The sequence below is a fragment of the Enterococcus sp. OL5 genome (genome assembly GCF_006491895.1).
GTDB classification, from domain to species: domain Bacteria; phylum Bacillota; class Bacilli; order Lactobacillales; family Enterococcaceae; genus Enterococcus_D; species Enterococcus_D innesii.
On sequence record NZ_VHIL01000006.1, the window covers coordinates 40,212 to 57,316 of the forward strand.

Below are 17,105 nucleotides of genomic sequence, written 5' to 3' on the forward strand. Positions count from 1 at the left end.
TGTTTATAATAGAAAGAAATGAGAAATGAAAGGAGCAGCAAAGATGAAACAAGTCTTATCGATCGCCGGTCTTGACAGTTTGGCAGGCGGCGGCATGACGGCGGATTTGAAAACATTTGAGGAATTCGGGGTATTTGGTCATGCCTTATTGACCTGTGTTGTCGCTATTAACGATGATCTTTTGTTCCATGATCTTCCTGAGCCTGTGATCCAAGCACAGCTAGATTCACTGCGTTCGGTCGTTTCACTAGATGCAATCAAAATCGGGCTGCTTCATCAAACGGCCATCATTGAATTGCTGCGGGATTTTTTACAAGCATTTACCGGACCGATCGTGCTCGATCCCGTGCTTGCCTTTAAAGAAGGAGATACCGCCTTTAATCAATCGTATCAAGCAGGATTGATCTCCTTGTTTCCTTACACAGCATTAGTGACACCTAATCTACTCGAAGCACAACACTTATCTGGACAAAGGATTACCTCCTTAGCGGAGATGAAAACGGCGGCAAAAAAAATCCATGCGCTTGGTGCCCCAAATGTTCTGATCAAAGGTGGCAGTCGACTAACTGGGGAAACAGCCTACGACCTTTTATACCACTCTGGACAGTATACTGTTTTTGAAGCAGAAAAAAGTACCCGACCCACAACCAACGGTGCTGGCTGTACCCTTTCATCGGCGATTGCCGCTTTACTTGCCAAAGGTACTTCATTGGAAACAGCTGTTCAAACTGCAAAAGCATTTGTTTGGGCAGGAATCGAAGAGGGGCTACCTTTAGGTACCTCCGGAAACGTCAATCAACTTGCCTACTTCAGAAAGGATGAATACGTATGAAAGTAAGAAATTTAACCACGATCGCTATGCTGACCGCACTTACCTGTGCACTTTCTTTGACCTTTATCATTCCTGTTCCGCAAACGAAGGGCTTTGTGACCTTATGTGAAGCAGGGATCTATATCTCGGCCCTGTTGTTCGGACCTAGCGCCGGGGCCTTCGTCGGTGGAATGAGCGGCGGCATCATTGATTTTCTATCAGGTTACCCTGAATGGGCCTTCTTTTCCATCGTGATCCATGGTGTGCAAGGCTGGATCGTAGGTAGAATGAGCCATCGGCCACTAGCAGCCGTCATTGTCGGCAGCTTGATCATGATTGCCGGCTATGCAGCAGCAACAGTTTTGCTATTCGGGTTAGGCGCTGGGATCGCCTCGATTCCAAGTAATTTGATCCAAACGGTCTTTGGCAGCATCGTTGCTTTACCGCTGACGCATGCCTTGCGCCGCACGAAAAAGTTTTCTTTAAATGAAAGGTGATTCTTATGACAGATATCAATCAATTAAAAACAGATTTAACTACGATCGTTGAAGAAGTCATTACGACAGCGAACGTTGGTGAAAACGATCTTTTTGTCCTTGGCTGTTCAACAAGTGAAGTCGTTGGCGGCTTGATTGGCAAAAATTCCAGTCAAGAAGTAGGCCTGGTTATCGTTGAAACACTACGAGCGATCTTGCGTCCCAAAAATATTCATTTAGCCGTTCAAGGCTGTGAACACCTCAATCGGGCTTTAGCCGTTGAGCGTGAAACGGCTCGACTATATCAATTAGAAGAAGTCGCTGTAGTGCCCCAGCTACATGCAGGCGGGGCTTGCTCAGTTGCGGCTTTCCAGCTGTTCGATGAGCCTATTGAAGTGGAGCACATAGTGGCAAAAGCTGGCATCGATATTGGTGACACAGCGATCGGCATGCATGTCAAACATGTTCAAATCCCGATTCGTCCCTCTATTAAGACCCTCGGCGCTGCCCATGTCACAGCTCTGGGATCACGGCCTAAATATATTGGTGGTCCTCGTGCGCATTACGCACAATAAGCGAATCGTATAATAATCGAAAAGCCCTCATCAAAAAGAAAAAGCATGCTTCGGCGTGCTTTTTTTGTGTCAACGTTCCTGCTATTGCCTCCCCCTTTCCTTCAGAGTGCTCTTTTTTCACTATTTTTTCCATTCCATCTTATGGCAGCTTTTTCTACTTCAAAGGCTAGTTTCTTTCTGGTGTAAAAAGAGCGGCAGCTGTCGCCTTCCTTTTGTCATAAATTCGTCAGAATTTCATCACAAAAAGAAAAGAAAGATACCAGTAAGCCCGCAAATTTCTTTTTTCTTTCCTTGATAGACTGAATGTAGTAAGAATCGAAAAGCGGAAGGAAGAAAAACATGAAAAAAATCGCCATTATTTTTGGAGGCAATTCACCGGAATACACCGTTTCTTTAGCCTCAGCAACTAGCGCAATCGAAGCACTCCAATCATCTCCCTATGACTATGACCTCTCTTTGATCGGGATCGCCCCAGATGCTATGGATTGGTATTTGTATACAGGCGAACTGGAAAACATCCGACAAGACACGTGGTTGTTGGATACGAAACATACACAGAAAATCCAGCCACTTTTTGAAGAAAACGGCTTTTGGCTAAGTGAAGCGCAGCAAACGTTGGTACCTGATGTTTTATTTCCCATTATGCATGGCAAATACGGGGAAGATGGCAGTATCCAAGGATTGTTTGAATTGATGAAGCTGCCTTATGTAGGCTGTGGGGTGGCAGCCTCTGCCTTATGTATGAATAAATGGTTGCTGCATCAAGCTGCAGCAACCATTGGCGTACAAAGCGCCCCTACGATTCTCTTGACAAATCAAGACAACCAACAGCAACAAATCGAAGCCTTCATCCAGACCCATGGCTTTCCAGTTTTCTTTAAGCCTAATGAAGCGGGCTCCTCAAAAGGGATCACAAAAGTAACTTGTGTTGAAGAAATCGCTCCTGCCTTGAAGGAAGCCTTCGCTTATTGTTCCGCAGTGCTCTTACAAAAAAATATCGCTGGCGTTGAGATTGGTTGCGGTATCTTAGGCAACGACTCTTTGACTGTCGGTGCTTGTGACGCTATTTCATTAGTAGACGGCTTTTTCGATTTTGAAGAAAAGTACCAGTTGATCAGCGCCAAGATCACCGTTCCTGCACCATTGCCTGAAACGATTGAAACCAAGGTCAAAGAACAAGCTCAGCTGCTCTATCGTAGTCTTGGTCTTAAAGGTCTTGCTCGCATCGACTTTTTTGTCACGGATCAAGGAAAACTATACTTGAATGAAATCAATACTATGCCGGGCTTTACGAGTCACTCCCGCTATCCTGCCATGATGGCAGCGGTCGGCTTATCCTATCAAGAACTACTACAAAAACTGCTTGTCTTAGCAAAGGAGGAAGGCAAATGAATCCCTATCTACAGTTAGTTAGCAAAGAGTTTCCATTAGAAAAAAACCAAGAGCCGCCCCACCTAGTCCTTGCTGCTTTTAGTGAAGAAGAAGTTTACTTGCAGCCTGAAGCAGCCAAACAATGGGAACGCCTCGTCAAAGCCTTAAAACTTGAAAACGAGATCTGCTTATTAGACGGCTATCGAACCGAAAAGCAGCAACGGCATTTATGGGAATATTCCTTAAAAGAAAATGGATTAGCCTATACGAAACAATTTGTGGCGTTGCCCGGCTGTAGCGAGCATCAGTTAGGCTTAGCGATCGATGTTGGTTTAAAGGGCAGCCAGAATGATTTGATCTGTCCACGTTTTCGTGACAGCGCAGCCGCTGATTTATTTACCCAGGAAATGATGAACTACGGATTTATTTTACGCTACCCCGCAGACAAACAAGAAATTACAGGGATTGGCTATGAACCATGGCATTTTCGTTATGTCGGTTTGCCTCATAGTCAAATCATGGCCAATCAACAGTGGACCTTGGAAGAATACCATCAGTATCTTGAACAGACCACGAGGCAGTTCGCATGAAGAAGAATCAGGGAATCGATCAGTTTCGGGTGATTCTAGCGATGATGGTGGTGGCGATCCACTGTCTGCCCCTTCATCGATTGTGGCCCGATGGTGATATCCTGATCACATTGACGCTTTTCAGAATCGCCGTCCCCTTCTTTTTTATGATCAGCGGATATTACGTGTTCAGCGACTTGGCCACCCAAAACAGCTATCCTGCCAGACAGCGTGTCTGGCATTTTATTAAAAAGCAGCTACAAGTCTATCTCATAGCCACACTGCTCTTTTTGCCGCTTGCTTGGTACAGCGGCATGTTAGGATTGAACATGCCCCTAGGCACTTTTATTCAAACTTTGCTAGTCAATGGCATCCTTTATCATCTATGGTATTTTCCTGCGATCATTACCGGCAGTCTTTTAGTGATGGGCCTCTTGACACGTCTTTCTTTCAAGCAGGTGTTTTTCATTGCTGTCGGTTTGTATGTGGTTGGTTTAGGTGGGGACAGTTGGTCTGGCCTGGCTGCCCAAACACCCCTCGCGTCACTCTATTCACTGATTTTCCAACTATTGGCTGGAACTCGCAACGGCATTTTCTTTGCTCCCTTGTTTTTGCTCTTAGGGGTACTAGCCAGAAGATTTGCCCAAAAACCTGCTTCTCCCCATCGCTATAGTTATCTAATGATCAGTCTGATTTGCTTGCTTTTGGAAAGTTATCTCTTGCATCACTTTACCACGCCGAAACATGACAGCATGTATGTTTTTTTGCCCTTCGTCCTCTTGTTTTTATTTCCGATCATCCAGCAATGGCAAGCACCCATGATCTGGAAACAAGCGGGTCGACTGTCCCTTTGGCTCTATTTGCTCCATCCTTATACCATTGCGGTGACCCATTTTCTTAGTCAGAAACTGCCCTTGCTGCAAAACAATTTGATCAATTACATTGTGGTCTTAGGGCTGACCATCGGGTTGATTTATGGTCTCTTTGCTTTGCAAAAGCTGTTCTCGTTTCCGAAAAAAACGCCGCTCCACTTGCAGCGGGCAGCCAAAGAATTCTCAGCCCCCGCCTTGCTGCACAACTTGCAGGAAATCAAGCGATTGATCCCCGCAAAAACAAAAGTGATGGCGGTGGTTAAAGCAGATGCCTATGGTTGTGATGCGAAGACGGTCGCAGGCACCCTAGAAAGAGCCGGCGTTGATTTCTTTGCCGTTGCTACCATTGAAGAAGCCATTGAATTACGGCGAGCTGGCATCAAAAGTCGCTTACTGATTTTAGGGTACACTTCTGCCCAACGTGCCAAAGAGCTGAACCGATATTCTTTAATTCAAACCATCGTTAGTGAAGCACATGGACAAGCGTTAGCCCGAACAGGCCTTCCAATCGAGTGTCATTTAGCGGTAGATACCGGCATGCATCGTCTAGGTATTGCCCCTGACCTCGAAACAGTTAGAAAGCTTTTCGCCTTGCCATCCCTCAAGATCACAGGCATTTTTTCCCATCTAGGCTCTTCAGATCAGCTAGATACGGCAAGTATCTTACGGACACAAGCCCAAATCACTTGTTTTGATGATCTATTGGCTGGCTTATCCGCTAGAAATATTGCCTATGGACTGACGCATCTGCAAAGCAGCTACGGAATATTGAATTACCCAGAGAAACACTATGATTATGTACGTCCAGGTATTCTTCTAACTGGTTCATTGAGCGTCCCGAACGAACCAACGAAGCAGAAGATAAACGTACAGCCGATTTTGACACTCAAAGCCTTACTGGTAGACAAAAAAACAGTTGCAGCCGGAGAAGCGATCGGCTATGGACTAGGCACTGTTTTTGATCGACCAGCCACGATCGGGATCGTTAGTATCGGCTACTGCGACGGGATCCCCCGTGCCCTATCAAATCAAGGATTCCAATTGTCTTATCAAGGGGTTTTACTCCCGCAGATTGGGTTGGTTTGTATGGACATGCTCTTGATCGATTTAACGGACTATCCAGAACTGGCGGTCGAAAGTTCGCTCGAAGTAATCAGCGATTGGACGACTGCAGCTGATCAAGCACAAACCATTACCAATGAATTGATCAGCCGCCTAGGTTCCCGCATCACCTCTAGTGCAAAGTAGAAAACGAATGCATTCGCTTACGGATTACGGTATGATGTGGGTAGAGTAAATGGTAATGTAAATGAAAAAATGATCGTAGATAGTTGGAGTGAATCAAGGATGGCAGAAAAAATAATCGTTGTTGATGATGAAAAAGAAATCGCCGAGTTAGTCACGACGTTTCTAAGAAATGAAGGCTTCCAAGTGGAACCTTTTTATGATGGAACGAGTGCTTTGGCTTATCTCGAAAAAGAAACAGTCGATGTGGCAGTTTTAGATGTGATGCTGCCGGATATCGACGGCTTTCAGCTGTTACAGAACATTCGCAAAACCCACTTTTTTCCAGTACTGATGCTCACTGCTAAAGGAGAAGATCTGGATAAAATTACCGGTCTAAGTCTAGGTGCAGATGATTATGTGACCAAACCTTTCAATCCATTAGAAGTTGTTGCTCGGGTCAAAACGCAACTACGGCGATACCAACGATACAATCAGTCAGCTGTTCCGCAGAAGATTGAAGAATACGAAAAGGAAGGCTTACTGTTGAAAATCAACAGCCACCAATGTTTTCTTTATGGCAAAGAGGTTTTTTTGACCCCAATCGAATTTAAAATCTTGCTTTACTTATTTGAACACCAGGGATCGGTCGTTGCCTCGGAAACCCTTTTTGAAGCAGTCTGGAAAGAAAAATATTTAGACAACAATAACACAGTGATGGCACATATTGCCCGTCTGCGGGAAAAGCTAAACGAACAACCACGCAAACCGAAATTAATCAAAACTGTATGGGGGGTCGGCTATATCATTGAAAAATAGAAGTCCATTGATTCGGAAACTTTTGACTCAATACTTTATCACCACAGGTGTTTTAATGCTCCTCTTGATTCTGATCCCTTTAACTGTTCGCTTTGTAGCAGGATTGAGGGTTTGGTACGGCTATGAACCCATTTATCAAATATTACGGCTTTTTGCTGATTATTGGCTCGTCTGTCTAGCCATCGGTGCCTTGCTGATCTGGGCAAGTACAACGATTTATTATATGAGTAAAGCCATCAGCTATTTGAATGAAACGATCCAAGCCACGAATCAATTGATTGCCGAACCCACGAAGCGAATCATTCTCTCCAGCAATCTGAACGATGTGCAAGAAGAAATGAACCAGTTACGGGAAAAAAATCTCCAAGATCAACGAGCAGCCAAAGAAGCAGAGCAGCGGAAAAATGATTTGATCGTCTATCTCGCACATGATTTACGTACACCTTTGACCAGTGTGATCGGCTACTTGACGCTGTTAGAAGAGGAACCACAGCTTTCTACCGAACTACGGGCACGCTATACCAAGATCGCCTTGCAAAAAGCCCAGCGGCTAGAATTATTGATCAGCGAGTTTTTCGAAATCACCCGTTTTAATCTTACAACGATCGCCTTACAGACCGAAACCACGGATCTTAGCTTAATGCTGGAACAGTTGACGTTCGAATTTTTACCGCTGTTAGAAGAAAAGAACCTTCATTGGCAACTGCAGCTACAGAAAAAAGTCTTTGCGACCGTTGATACGGAGAAAATGGAACGCGTTTTTGATAACTTGATCCGCAATGCCATCAACTATAGTTATACCGATTCCCCCTTGCATTTAGCCATCAGTGCCTCTGATGATATTTTGATTCGATTGACCAATCATGGGAAAACGATCCCTGCTGAAAAAATTGGCTTGATTTTTGAGCCTTTTTATCGGATGGACGCTTCACGAGCGACTGCGACTGGTGGAACCGGTCTGGGGCTGCCGATCGCCAAAGAAATCGTTGAAGCATTAGGTGGAAAAATCTGGGCGGAAAGCCGTGACGAAACCATCGTCTTTTCGATTCGCCTACCAAAGGCAGCAATGGAAAAAAATGAACAGCGATCAAAGCCCCATCCATCTGAGCCAACTTCCTAACATGCAAACAACCTGAGCATTTCACTGCTCCCCTTCTGATTTAGAAGGAGGACGAGCTGCTCAGGTTGTTTTTTATTGTTTGCTTATTGATACACCAATGATCGTAACGCTTGGTCGACTTTTTCTGCCGCTAGGCGTCCTTCACGAATCCCCCAGATCACTAAGCTTGGTCCTCTTTTAGCATCGCCTGCCACTAAGACCCGTTCATTATTTGTTGTATAATCATCATAAACTTCTCGCACACCAAAGGCATCAAAGAGTTGGGTCTCTGCGCCAATAAAACCCATTGCCAACAAGACTAAATCCGCCTTGATCACTTGCTCTGTACCAGGGATCGGCTGAAACTGTTGATCCACCGAGACCGTTTCAATAGCAATCAACTGGCCACGTTCGGCGCCGATAAAGGCCGTTGTGGACACCCCATGATACGTCACTTGTGTTTGCAGCACTTCAGCCGCTTCTTCTTGCCCATAGCCTGTGCGGGCTGTCATTGGGTATTCAGGCCAAGGGTTGCTGTCGGTACGTGTCAATGGCAGTTGGGGCGTGATCTCCAATTGGCGCACAGAAGCGGCTCCTTGCCGAATCGCTGAGCCAATACAATCATTTCCAGTGTCGCCGCCGCCAATCACGACGACGTGCTTGCCAGCAAGTTTTTTACTGGTTGCCGCTTTGCCATGCTTTAATACATCTTTGGTTGCTTCCGTCAAATAATCGACTGCGAATTGGACCCCAGTCAATTCACGACCAGGAATTTTCAAGTCACGAGGAACACTGGCACCTGTCGCCAAAATGACCCGATCATACTGAGCAGCCAATTCCTCTGCTGACAAGTCACGACCGATCTCCGTATTAGCGACAAAGGTCACGCCTAGCTCTGCCATTAGATCAATACGTCGCTGCACGACATCTTTGTCTAATTTCATGTTTGGGATACCATACATTAGCAAACCGCCAAAGCGATCGCTGCGTTCATAGACCGTCACTTGATGTCCTAGTTGATTCAAGCGCCAAGCAGCGGATAAACCAGCCGGTCCACTACCAACGATCGCCACCTTGAAACCAGTCGCTTCTTGAGGCAACCCGGAAGCTTTGACCCAATCGTTTTCAAAAGCAGTATCGATAATAAAACGTTCATTGTCATGGATCGTGACACCTGAGCCATTCAGTGCCTCGGTACAGCCTTTTTCACATGGAGCAGGACAGACACGCCCTGTCATTTCTGGTAGTGGATTGGTTTTGGCTAAACGCTCAAAGGCGGCTTGGAAACGCCCTTGATAAACCAGATCATTCCATTCAGGAATCAGGTTGTCATTGGGACAACCTGAAACCGCCCGTTGACCGCCGTAAAAAGAACCTGTATGACAAAAAGGAATGCCACAATTCATACAGCGCGCCGCTTGCTCTTGACGCTCATTTTCAGGCAATGGCGTCTGTAATTCTTGCCAGTCTTGGATACGTTCTGAAACCGGTCGGGTAGGATTTTCTACTCTTGGGTACTTTAAAAAACCAAATGGATCTGCCATATTAGTCGCGCTCCTTTCCTGGAATAGTCAATTGTGGACCGACGACGGCTTCGAAAGCTTTCGTCACAAGTTCCTCCCCGATAAATCCTTGCTCAGCCAAAGTCTCCGTTGCTTGGATCATCTGATGGTACTCTGTCGGATAGACTTTGATGAAATGTTGCTGCTGATTTTCCCAATCTTCTAAAATCTCCGCAGCCTTTAATGAATCTGTATAGGCAAAATGCTGCTGGATCATTTCCTTCAGCTGATGGTCATCGCCACTTTCGCCAATTCGGTACAAATCAACCATTTCCCGATTGCATTTTTCTGCAAAAGTTTGATCAGGGTCATAGACGTATGCCACGCCACCGGACATTCCGGCACCGAAGTTGCGGCCGGTTTTTCCTAAAATCACCACGACGCCGCCAGTCATGTACTCACAGCCATGGTCCCCAACACCTTCTACAACGACTTTGGCTCCACTATTACGGACGCAAAAGCGTTCGCCAGCAATGCCGCGGAAATAGCCTTCACCTCGATTCGCCCCAAAACAAGCAACGTTACCGACAATCGGTGAATGCTCTGCGTCATAAGCGGCATCTTCAGGCGGCACAATGATCAAACGGGCACCACTCAGTCCTTTGGCTACATAATCGTTGGCCTCGCCAATCAGTTTCAACTGGATGCCCTGGGTGGCAAACGCCCCAAAACTTTGTCCAGCAATGCCGCGGTACGTAAACTGCAACAAACCTGGTGTTACTTCGTAATTGCCAAAGCGTTCTGCGATCCAGCCCCCAAAACGAGCGCCGACTGAACGTTGAACATTATTGATCGTATGATTCATAACGATTTCTTGATTATTGTCGATAGCTGCTTGGGCAAAAGCGTCTAATTCTGGCCATTGTCGTTTCTCAAGGAATGGGTCCGTCACTTTCCGTTCGATTGGGATCGTCGTCCCTATCATTCTAGAAAAGTCTAATGACTTTGCTTTGCCTTTGGCAACGAAGCGTGGTGTCAACACTTCCGCGTGTCCTACCATCTCATCAATCGTGCGAAACCCTAGCTCGGCCATTGTTTCCCGTAAATCTTCTGCTAAAAAGTACATCGTATTGATGATGTGCTCAGGTTTCCCTGCGAAAAATTTGCGCAACGCTGGATTTTGCGTAGCAATGCCGACAGGACATGTATTGATACTGCAAACCCGCATCATGACACAACCAATCGCAACTAGCGCTAAAGAGGCAAAGCTATATTCTTCTGCTCCTAAAAGAGCAGCAATGGCGATGTCTCGACCCGTCATTAATTTTCCATCTGTCTCTAAGGTCATTCGCTGCCGCAAATGATTCATAGCTAACGTTTGATGGGCTTCTGCAAGCCCCATCTCCCAAGGCAAGCCAGCATCACGAATCGAATTTCTCGGAGAAGCACCGGTCCCACCGTCATAGCCTGAGATCACGACTACGTCTGCGCCGGCTTTGACGACACCGGTAGCGATCGTACCCACGCCCGTACTAGAAACCAATTTGACATTGATCCGTGCATAGGGATTGATTGCCTTTAAGTCATAGATCAGCTGGGCTAGATCTTCAATCGAATAAATGTCGTGATGTGGTGGCGGCGAAATCAATCGGACACCAGGTGTTGAGCCACGAATCTCAGCGACCCACGGGAAGACTTTGTTGCCTGGCAATTGCCCCCCTTCACCAGGTTTCGCACCTTGCGCCATTTTGATCTGGAGTTCGTCCGCACTCATTAAATATTCGGCATTGACACCAAAACGGCCAGAAGCTACTTGTTTGATGCGACTATTATAATTAATGCCATTCACTGGTTTGAAACGATTTCGGTTTTCTCCACCTTCTCCACTGTTGGATTTTGCCCCGATCGCATTCATTCCTTCAGCAATACAGCGATGCGCCTCTTCACTTAGAGAGCCGTAAGACATCGCGCCGACTTTAAATCGTTTGACGATCGTTTCAACTGGCTCCACCTCAGCTAATGGAATACTGCGTCTTGTGTTCGCAAAAGTCCACATAGAACGTAGGGTCGTTGGATTCTCTAACGCGTCTTGGTTCATCTCCGCCGCATATTCTTTATAAAGCGCATAGCTGCCGGTACGAACAGCTTTTTGAAATCCATAAATCGTTTTTGGATTGAACAGATGATGTTCCCCGTCAGCTTTGTATTGGAAGCTACCACCCGAATCAAGATAATCCACGCGTTTCTCGCCATACGCCGCTTCATAACGCGTTAAGTATTCTTGCTCGATTTGCGCTAATGAAAGTCCACCGATACGAGTAACCGTGCCGGTAAAGTATTCGGAGATGACTTTCTCAGAGATACCAACAGCTTCAAACAATTGCGCCCCATGGTAACCGGCGATCGTTGAAATCCCCATCCGTGACATAATTTTGACAATACCTTTCTCACAAGCTTTGCGGTAACTTTCAATCTTCTCTGAAAGCTCAAAGTGGGCCAATGTCTGGTAAGCCCCATAAGGGTGGACCCCACTTGCTCCGTAGCCGACTAACATGGCATAATGATGGACCTCACAGACTTCCGCAGTATCTACAACGATCGATGCCAAGGAACGTTTGCCTTTTCGCACCAAGTAATTGTGCAGGCCAGATACTGCCAAAAGGATCGGAATTGCCAATTTTCCTTCTTGCGGCTGAACGACTTCCCGATCAGTTAAAATGACGATCGTTGCCCCAGAATCAATTTTTTGTTCCGTTTCTTTAAAAAGCGCTTCTAACGCTTGCTGCAATGCTGCTCCATTTTCTGGTACATAATCATAGAGAATCGACTGTAAAACCGCTTTTTGCCCCTTTTGATCTAACTGTTTGATTTTTTCATATTCACTCGTTTTTAACACAGGACTAGCAATCTTCAGCTTATTGCAATTGATTCGAATGTCCTTTGAAACATCACCATCTCGACCTAAAAACAGTTCGGTACCAATTACCAATTTTTCACGAATCGCATCGATTGGCGGATTGGTCACTTGAGCAAATTGTTGTTTAAAGTACGTAAACAAAGATTGGGGACGTTCGCTTAAGATGGCTAAGGGTGAATCAAACCCCATGGAAATCACTGGTTCTTCTCCCGTTTGAGCCATTGGTAAAATCAACGTGCGAATGATCTCATCCGTGTAGCCATTTCGTTTCCAAAGGGTCTGGATCGCATCATCTGCCGTTTCCTCCTGTCTTTCTGCGTCAGGAAGCAGCTCTGGTGTTAATAAGTGATCCGCTAACCACTCTTGGTAAGGATGGGCGTTCGCATAATGCGCTTTGATTTCTTGATTGCGTAAGATCACCCCTTTTTTGGTATCCACCAAAAACATATTTGCTGGTCCAAGCACCCCTTTTTCAATCACTTCTGACGCTGGCAGATCGACAACCCCTGACTCAGAGGCCACGATAACAAAACCAGCTTTCGTGATCGAGTAGCGAGATGGCCGCAACCCATTTCGATCGAGTGCAGCTCCTACCAGATCCCCATCGGTAAAGCATAAAGCTGCTGGTCCATCCCAAGGGGCCATAAAGCTTGCATTGTATTCATTAAAAGCCGTCAGTTCTGGCGTCAAGCCAGCTTCTTTGGACCATGCTTCTGGCACCATCATCAACAGTACTTGGGGAATGTCTCGACCTTGACGATACAAATACTCCATACAATTTTCCAACTTCGCCGAATCGGAGTTTTCGTCATCGTAGACTTCGATCTGATGTCCATGCATCCAATTTTCCGCCCCACGTAAGGTGTTGATTTCGCCATTATGGGCTAAGAAACGAAAAGGTTGCGCCCGACTCCAGCTTGGAAAGGTATTCGTTGAAAAACGAGAATGGGTCAAAGCAATACTGGAAGTCATTTCTGGGCTTTGAAGATCTTTGAAAAACAAGCCAACTTGATAGGCATGCAGCATCCCTTTATAAACAACTGTCTTACTAGATAAGCTGCAGATAGACAGCTCATCGGTATGATACGTTTTTTCCAGTTTTCGCCGTAACCGATAAAGCTGATCTTCAAAGGGACGGCCTGCAGCTACATCGACAGGTTTTTCAATAAAGACTTGCACAAATGAGGGCATGACTTTTTGAGCCCCTGGCCCACATTGATAATAATCATAAGGCACATCTCGTTGCCATAAAACCGTAAAACCCATTTGTTGAATGTCTTTAGTTACTTCTTCTTGGACCTGTGCTGCTCGGAGCTTTTCTTTCGGTAAAAAAAACATCCCAACAGCATAGGCGCCTTTTTCAGGCAATGGGATTTCGGCCTCTTTTGCTCGCTGTTGAAAAAATGGATCTGGCATCGCCATCAAGATTCCTGCTCCGTCCCCCGTGTCAGGTTCAGCGCCAGTTCCCCCTCGATGATTCATCCGTTCTAACATCGTTAAGGCATTTTGCACAAGTTCTCGAGAATAGCGACCATCTTTTTGTGCAATAAAGCCCATCCCACAAGCATCTTTTTCAAAAGCGGCATCGTACATCATTTGGTTCGTTTTCCTCATCATCTCTAAATCACTCATGGAATCACACTTTCTTTCAATATTCTGAATATTCCGATTTTTAACAGTTTACAACCTGTTTTTCTATCTGGCAAGTTTTTTTTACTTGATCCGTGCTCGTTGATTTCTTCCTTCAAGGGTTACTTAAATCCATTGAACAAGTAGTGACTTGTAAATCACAGGCAGGAATCTTCGTCTAATAAGGTTTTTTTATTATACAATAAACTATCGGAAAATTATTGCAAACAAATGAGAATCGTTATCAATTAAGTCGGATTTTCTCATTTAGATGTCACAAACAGCTGTTTATGTCCCATTCTCAAGGAACAAGCTTGACTGATTTCAAAAAAATGACCCGCAATGGGGTCATCTTTTTTCGTTCTTTTATTTTTCAAAGCCTTCTGCAACTGCTTCGGGATAGTTTTCTTTGACGATGGCTGCACAATGGCCGCAAAGTGTTGGCAGTTGCTCTTCTACACCAACATCTACACGGACTTGGCGGCAACGTTCGCAGACTTCACCTTCGGCTTTTTCCACTAAGATCGCCACGTCTTCGAATTGATAGGCCGCTTCTGGTACTGCTTCCCCTGCTTCTTTGATCGTTAAGAAGTCTGGTGAAATGATCAGCAGTTGTGCAATATCTGAATCGATAGCTTTTAGTAATGCCGCAACCGGTTCGGTTGGATAAACAGTGACTTTCGCTTCAAACGATTTCCCGATCAATTTTGCATTACGTGCTTCTTCCAATGCTTTTAAGACATTGTCACGGAAATCAAGGAAAGCACGCCATAAATCAAGCAGCTCTTCTTGGTTAGCAAATGTATCATAGCCAGGGAACTCCGCTAATTGAACATATTCCTCTTCTTCTTTCAAATGTGACCAGATTTCTTCTGCCGTATGGGGAATGATCGGCGTCAGTAATTTCGTCAACGCAACCGCTGTTTGATAGAAGACGGTTTGCATGGCGCGACGTTGGAAATCATTTTCAGCTTCGATATAAACGACATCTTTCGCAAAATCCAAATAGAAGGATGACATATCGACTGTCAAGAAGTTAATGACTGTTCGGTAAATATGCAAGAAGTTATATTTTTCATAGCCATCTTCCCGAATCGTTTTGATCGTTTGATTCAAGCGAACCATCATGTATTTATCAACAGAACGCAAGTTTTCAAATGGTACGCTGTCTTTTGCTGGATCAAAATCATTCGTATTAGCCAATAAGAAACGCATGGTATTGCGAATTTTCCGATAGACTTCTGACACTTGATTCAAGATATCCATAGACACTCGGACATCCGCTTCGTAGTCAACACTGCTGACCCAAAGGCGCAAAATATCCGCACCCATTTGATTGATCACTTTTTCTGGTGCAATGGTATTACCAAGAGATTTACTCATCTTGCGACCTTCGCCATCTAAGGTGAAGCCTTGAGACAAGACGGCTTTATATGGTGCGACTTCGTTGATCGCAACACTAGTCGTGATACTTGAGTTGAACCACCCACGATATTGGTCAGAACCTTCCAAGTACATGTCAGCTGGGAATGTCAATTCTGGACGTTGACGTAACACCGCTTCGTGAGAAGAACCTGAATCAAACCAAACATCCATGATGTCAGTCTCTTTCGAGAATTTGCCGTTTGGTGAGCCTGGATGCGTGAAGCCAGCTGGCAGTAATTCTTCTGCTTCTTTTTCAAACCAAATCGTTGAACCATGTTCAGCAAATAAGTTTGCCACATGCTCAATCGTTTCAGGCGTAATGATGGCTTCGCCGTTTTCTGCATAGAAGATTGGCAACGGAACGCCCCACGCACGTTGACGAGAGATCACCCAGTCGCCGCGGTCGCGAATCATATTGTATAAACGGGTTTTGCCCCATGGAATGATCCAATCTACTTTTTCGATCTCATCCAAAATATTTTGACGGAACTTATCAATAGACGCAAACCATTGTGGTGTTGCCCGATAGATGACTGGTTTTTTCGTCCGCCAATCATGTGGATAGCTGTGAGTAAAGAAGTTTAGTTTTAGTAGGGCTCCTTTTTCTTCTAAAAGCTCAGTGATCATTGGATTGGCTTTGTCATAAAAGACCCCTTCAAATCCTGGTGCTTCTTCTGTGAAGACCCCACGGCTATCGACTGGTGATAAGACATCTAGACCATATTTTTTGCTGACGATGTAGTCATCTTCCCCGTGTCCTGGTGCAGTGTGGACCAAACCAGTACCGGCATCCAATGTCACATGGTCACCTAACATTACTAGAGATGTACGATCATAAAAAGGATGTTGTGCCGTCATTTTTTCCAATTGATCGCCAGCCAATTCTTGTAATACTTCGACAGATTCCCAACCGATCTCATTCGTCACGGTTTCTAATAAATCTTTTGCCACGACGAATTTACGACCATCAGCCAAGATTTGAACATAGGCAAAGGTTGGATTCACAGAGATTCCTAGGTTCGCTGGTAAGGTCCATGGTGTCGTCGTCCAGATAACAAAAGCTGTATCTGAATCAAGCAAATCTTTGCCATCTGCGACTGGAAAAGCCACATAGATCGATGGTGATTTCACATCTTTGTATTCGATCTCAGCTTCTGCTAATGATGATTCACTAGATGGTGACCAGTAAATTGGTTTCAATCCTTTGTAGATGTAGCCTTTTTCTGCCATTTTTCCGAACACGCGGATTTCTGCTGCTTCATAGTCTGGTGTCAATGTGATATATGGATGATCCCAGTCACCAGAAACGCCTAAACGTTTGAAATCAGCTCTTTGTGTATCCACTTGTGTCAAAGCATATTCTTCACATTTTTTGCGATATTCTGCCAAGCTCATTTCTTTGCGCTTGATCCCTTTATTGGTCAGTACTTGTTCGATCGGTAAACCATGAGTATCCCAACCAGGTACATAAGGGGAACGGAAACCTGACATCGATTTGGAACGTACGATGATGTCTTTACTGATTTTGTTTAATGAATGTCCGATATGGATATTTCCATTTGCGTAGGGAGGGCCATCGTGTAAGACAAAGGTTGGCTTGCCTTCATTTAATTCTTGACGACGTTGATACAATTGATTTTCTTCCCATTCTTTTTGCCAATCCACTTCACGGTTTGGCAAGTTGCCTCGCATTGGAAAAGCGGTTTTTCCAAGATGCAGTGTTTCTTTCATTTTCATTCTTGTTTCGCTCCTTTTCGTCTCTCAACGTTTTGGTATAGTTTCAAAATCCATCGACTCGATCAACCGATTACTTCTA

General features: G+C 45.1%; 11 protein-coding genes. 8 read left to right on the forward strand and 3 right to left on the reverse strand.

What is annotated here, in order from left to right:
- The first annotated feature begins 43 nt into the window (after positions 1 to 43).
- The 8 genes from thiD to vanS all read left to right on the forward strand — a co-directional run bounded on the left by thiD (position 44) and on the right by vanS (position 7,837).
- A complete protein-coding gene (thiD, locus tag FJU10_RS08740) occupies positions 44 to 832 on the forward strand; it encodes a bifunctional hydroxymethylpyrimidine kinase/phosphomethylpyrimidine kinase (RefSeq protein WP_081118417.1) in 789 nt (262 codons plus the stop codon).
- Positions 829 to 1,308 carry an ECF transporter S component gene (locus FJU10_RS08745; protein WP_015510153.1) on the forward strand — a complete coding sequence of 160 codons (480 nt, stop codon included), beginning with the start codon at positions 829 to 831 and terminating at the stop codon, positions 1,306 to 1,308. The genes thiD and FJU10_RS08745 overlap by 4 nt, the downstream gene beginning before the upstream one ends.
- 5 nt (positions 1,309 to 1,313) lie before the next feature.
- Positions 1,314 to 1,862 (forward strand): TIGR01440 family protein, encoded by a 549-nt coding sequence (locus FJU10_RS08750; protein WP_189372282.1) that lies wholly within the window; start codon positions 1,314 to 1,316, stop codon positions 1,860 to 1,862.
- Positions 1,863 to 2,201: 339 nt separating this feature from the next.
- Positions 2,202 to 3,254 (forward strand): D-alanine--D-serine ligase VanC, encoded by a 1,053-nt coding sequence (gene vanC / locus FJU10_RS08755; RefSeq protein ID WP_140965676.1) that lies wholly within the window; start codon positions 2,202 to 2,204, stop codon positions 3,252 to 3,254.
- On the forward strand, positions 3,251 to 3,823 hold the full coding sequence (vanXY, locus tag FJU10_RS08760; protein ID WP_140965677.1) for a D,D-carboxypeptidase/D,D-dipeptidase VanXY: 573 nt from the start codon (positions 3,251 to 3,253) through the stop codon (positions 3,821 to 3,823). The genes vanC and vanXY overlap by 4 nt, the downstream gene beginning before the upstream one ends.
- Positions 3,820 to 5,922: a membrane-bound serine racemase VanT gene (vanT, locus tag FJU10_RS08765; protein ID WP_140965678.1), complete on the forward strand. Its 2,103-nt coding sequence runs from the start codon at positions 3,820 to 3,822 to the stop codon at positions 5,920 to 5,922. The genes vanXY and vanT overlap by 4 nt, the downstream gene beginning before the upstream one ends.
- Before the next feature lie 99 nt (positions 5,923 to 6,021).
- Complete coding sequence (vanR-C, locus tag FJU10_RS08770) at positions 6,022 to 6,717, forward strand: vancomycin resistance response regulator transcription factor VanR-C (protein WP_063856725.1); 696 nt, start codon at positions 6,022 to 6,024, stop codon at positions 6,715 to 6,717.
- The gene (gene vanS, locus FJU10_RS08775; RefSeq protein WP_317615668.1) at positions 6,707 to 7,837 is read left to right on the forward strand and encodes a vancomycin resistance histidine kinase VanS; all 1,131 of its coding nucleotides are present in this window, start codon (positions 6,707 to 6,709) and stop codon (positions 7,835 to 7,837) included. Before vanR-C ends, vanS begins: the two co-directional genes overlap by 11 nt.
- An 83-nt stretch (positions 7,838 to 7,920) precedes the next feature.
- Here the strand turns inward: vanS and FJU10_RS08780 are convergent, their stop codons facing one another.
- From FJU10_RS08780 to ileS, 3 genes are all read right to left on the reverse strand, one after another.
- Positions 7,921 to 9,360 carry a glutamate synthase subunit beta gene (locus FJU10_RS08780; protein WP_081118413.1) on the reverse strand — a complete coding sequence of 480 codons (1,440 nt, stop codon included), beginning with the start codon at positions 9,358 to 9,360 and terminating at the stop codon, positions 7,921 to 7,923.
- A 1-nt stretch (position 9,361) separates the two neighbouring features.
- Complete coding sequence (gltB, locus tag FJU10_RS08785) at positions 9,362 to 13,867, reverse strand: glutamate synthase large subunit (protein WP_140965679.1); 4,506 nt, start codon at positions 13,865 to 13,867, stop codon at positions 9,362 to 9,364.
- A 363-nt stretch (positions 13,868 to 14,230) separates the two neighbouring features.
- Positions 14,231 to 17,026, reverse strand: a complete 2,796-nt coding sequence (gene ileS / locus FJU10_RS08790; RefSeq protein WP_140965680.1) for an isoleucine--tRNA ligase — start codon at positions 17,024 to 17,026, stop codon at positions 14,231 to 14,233.
- Positions 17,027 to 17,105 lie beyond the last annotated feature (79 nt).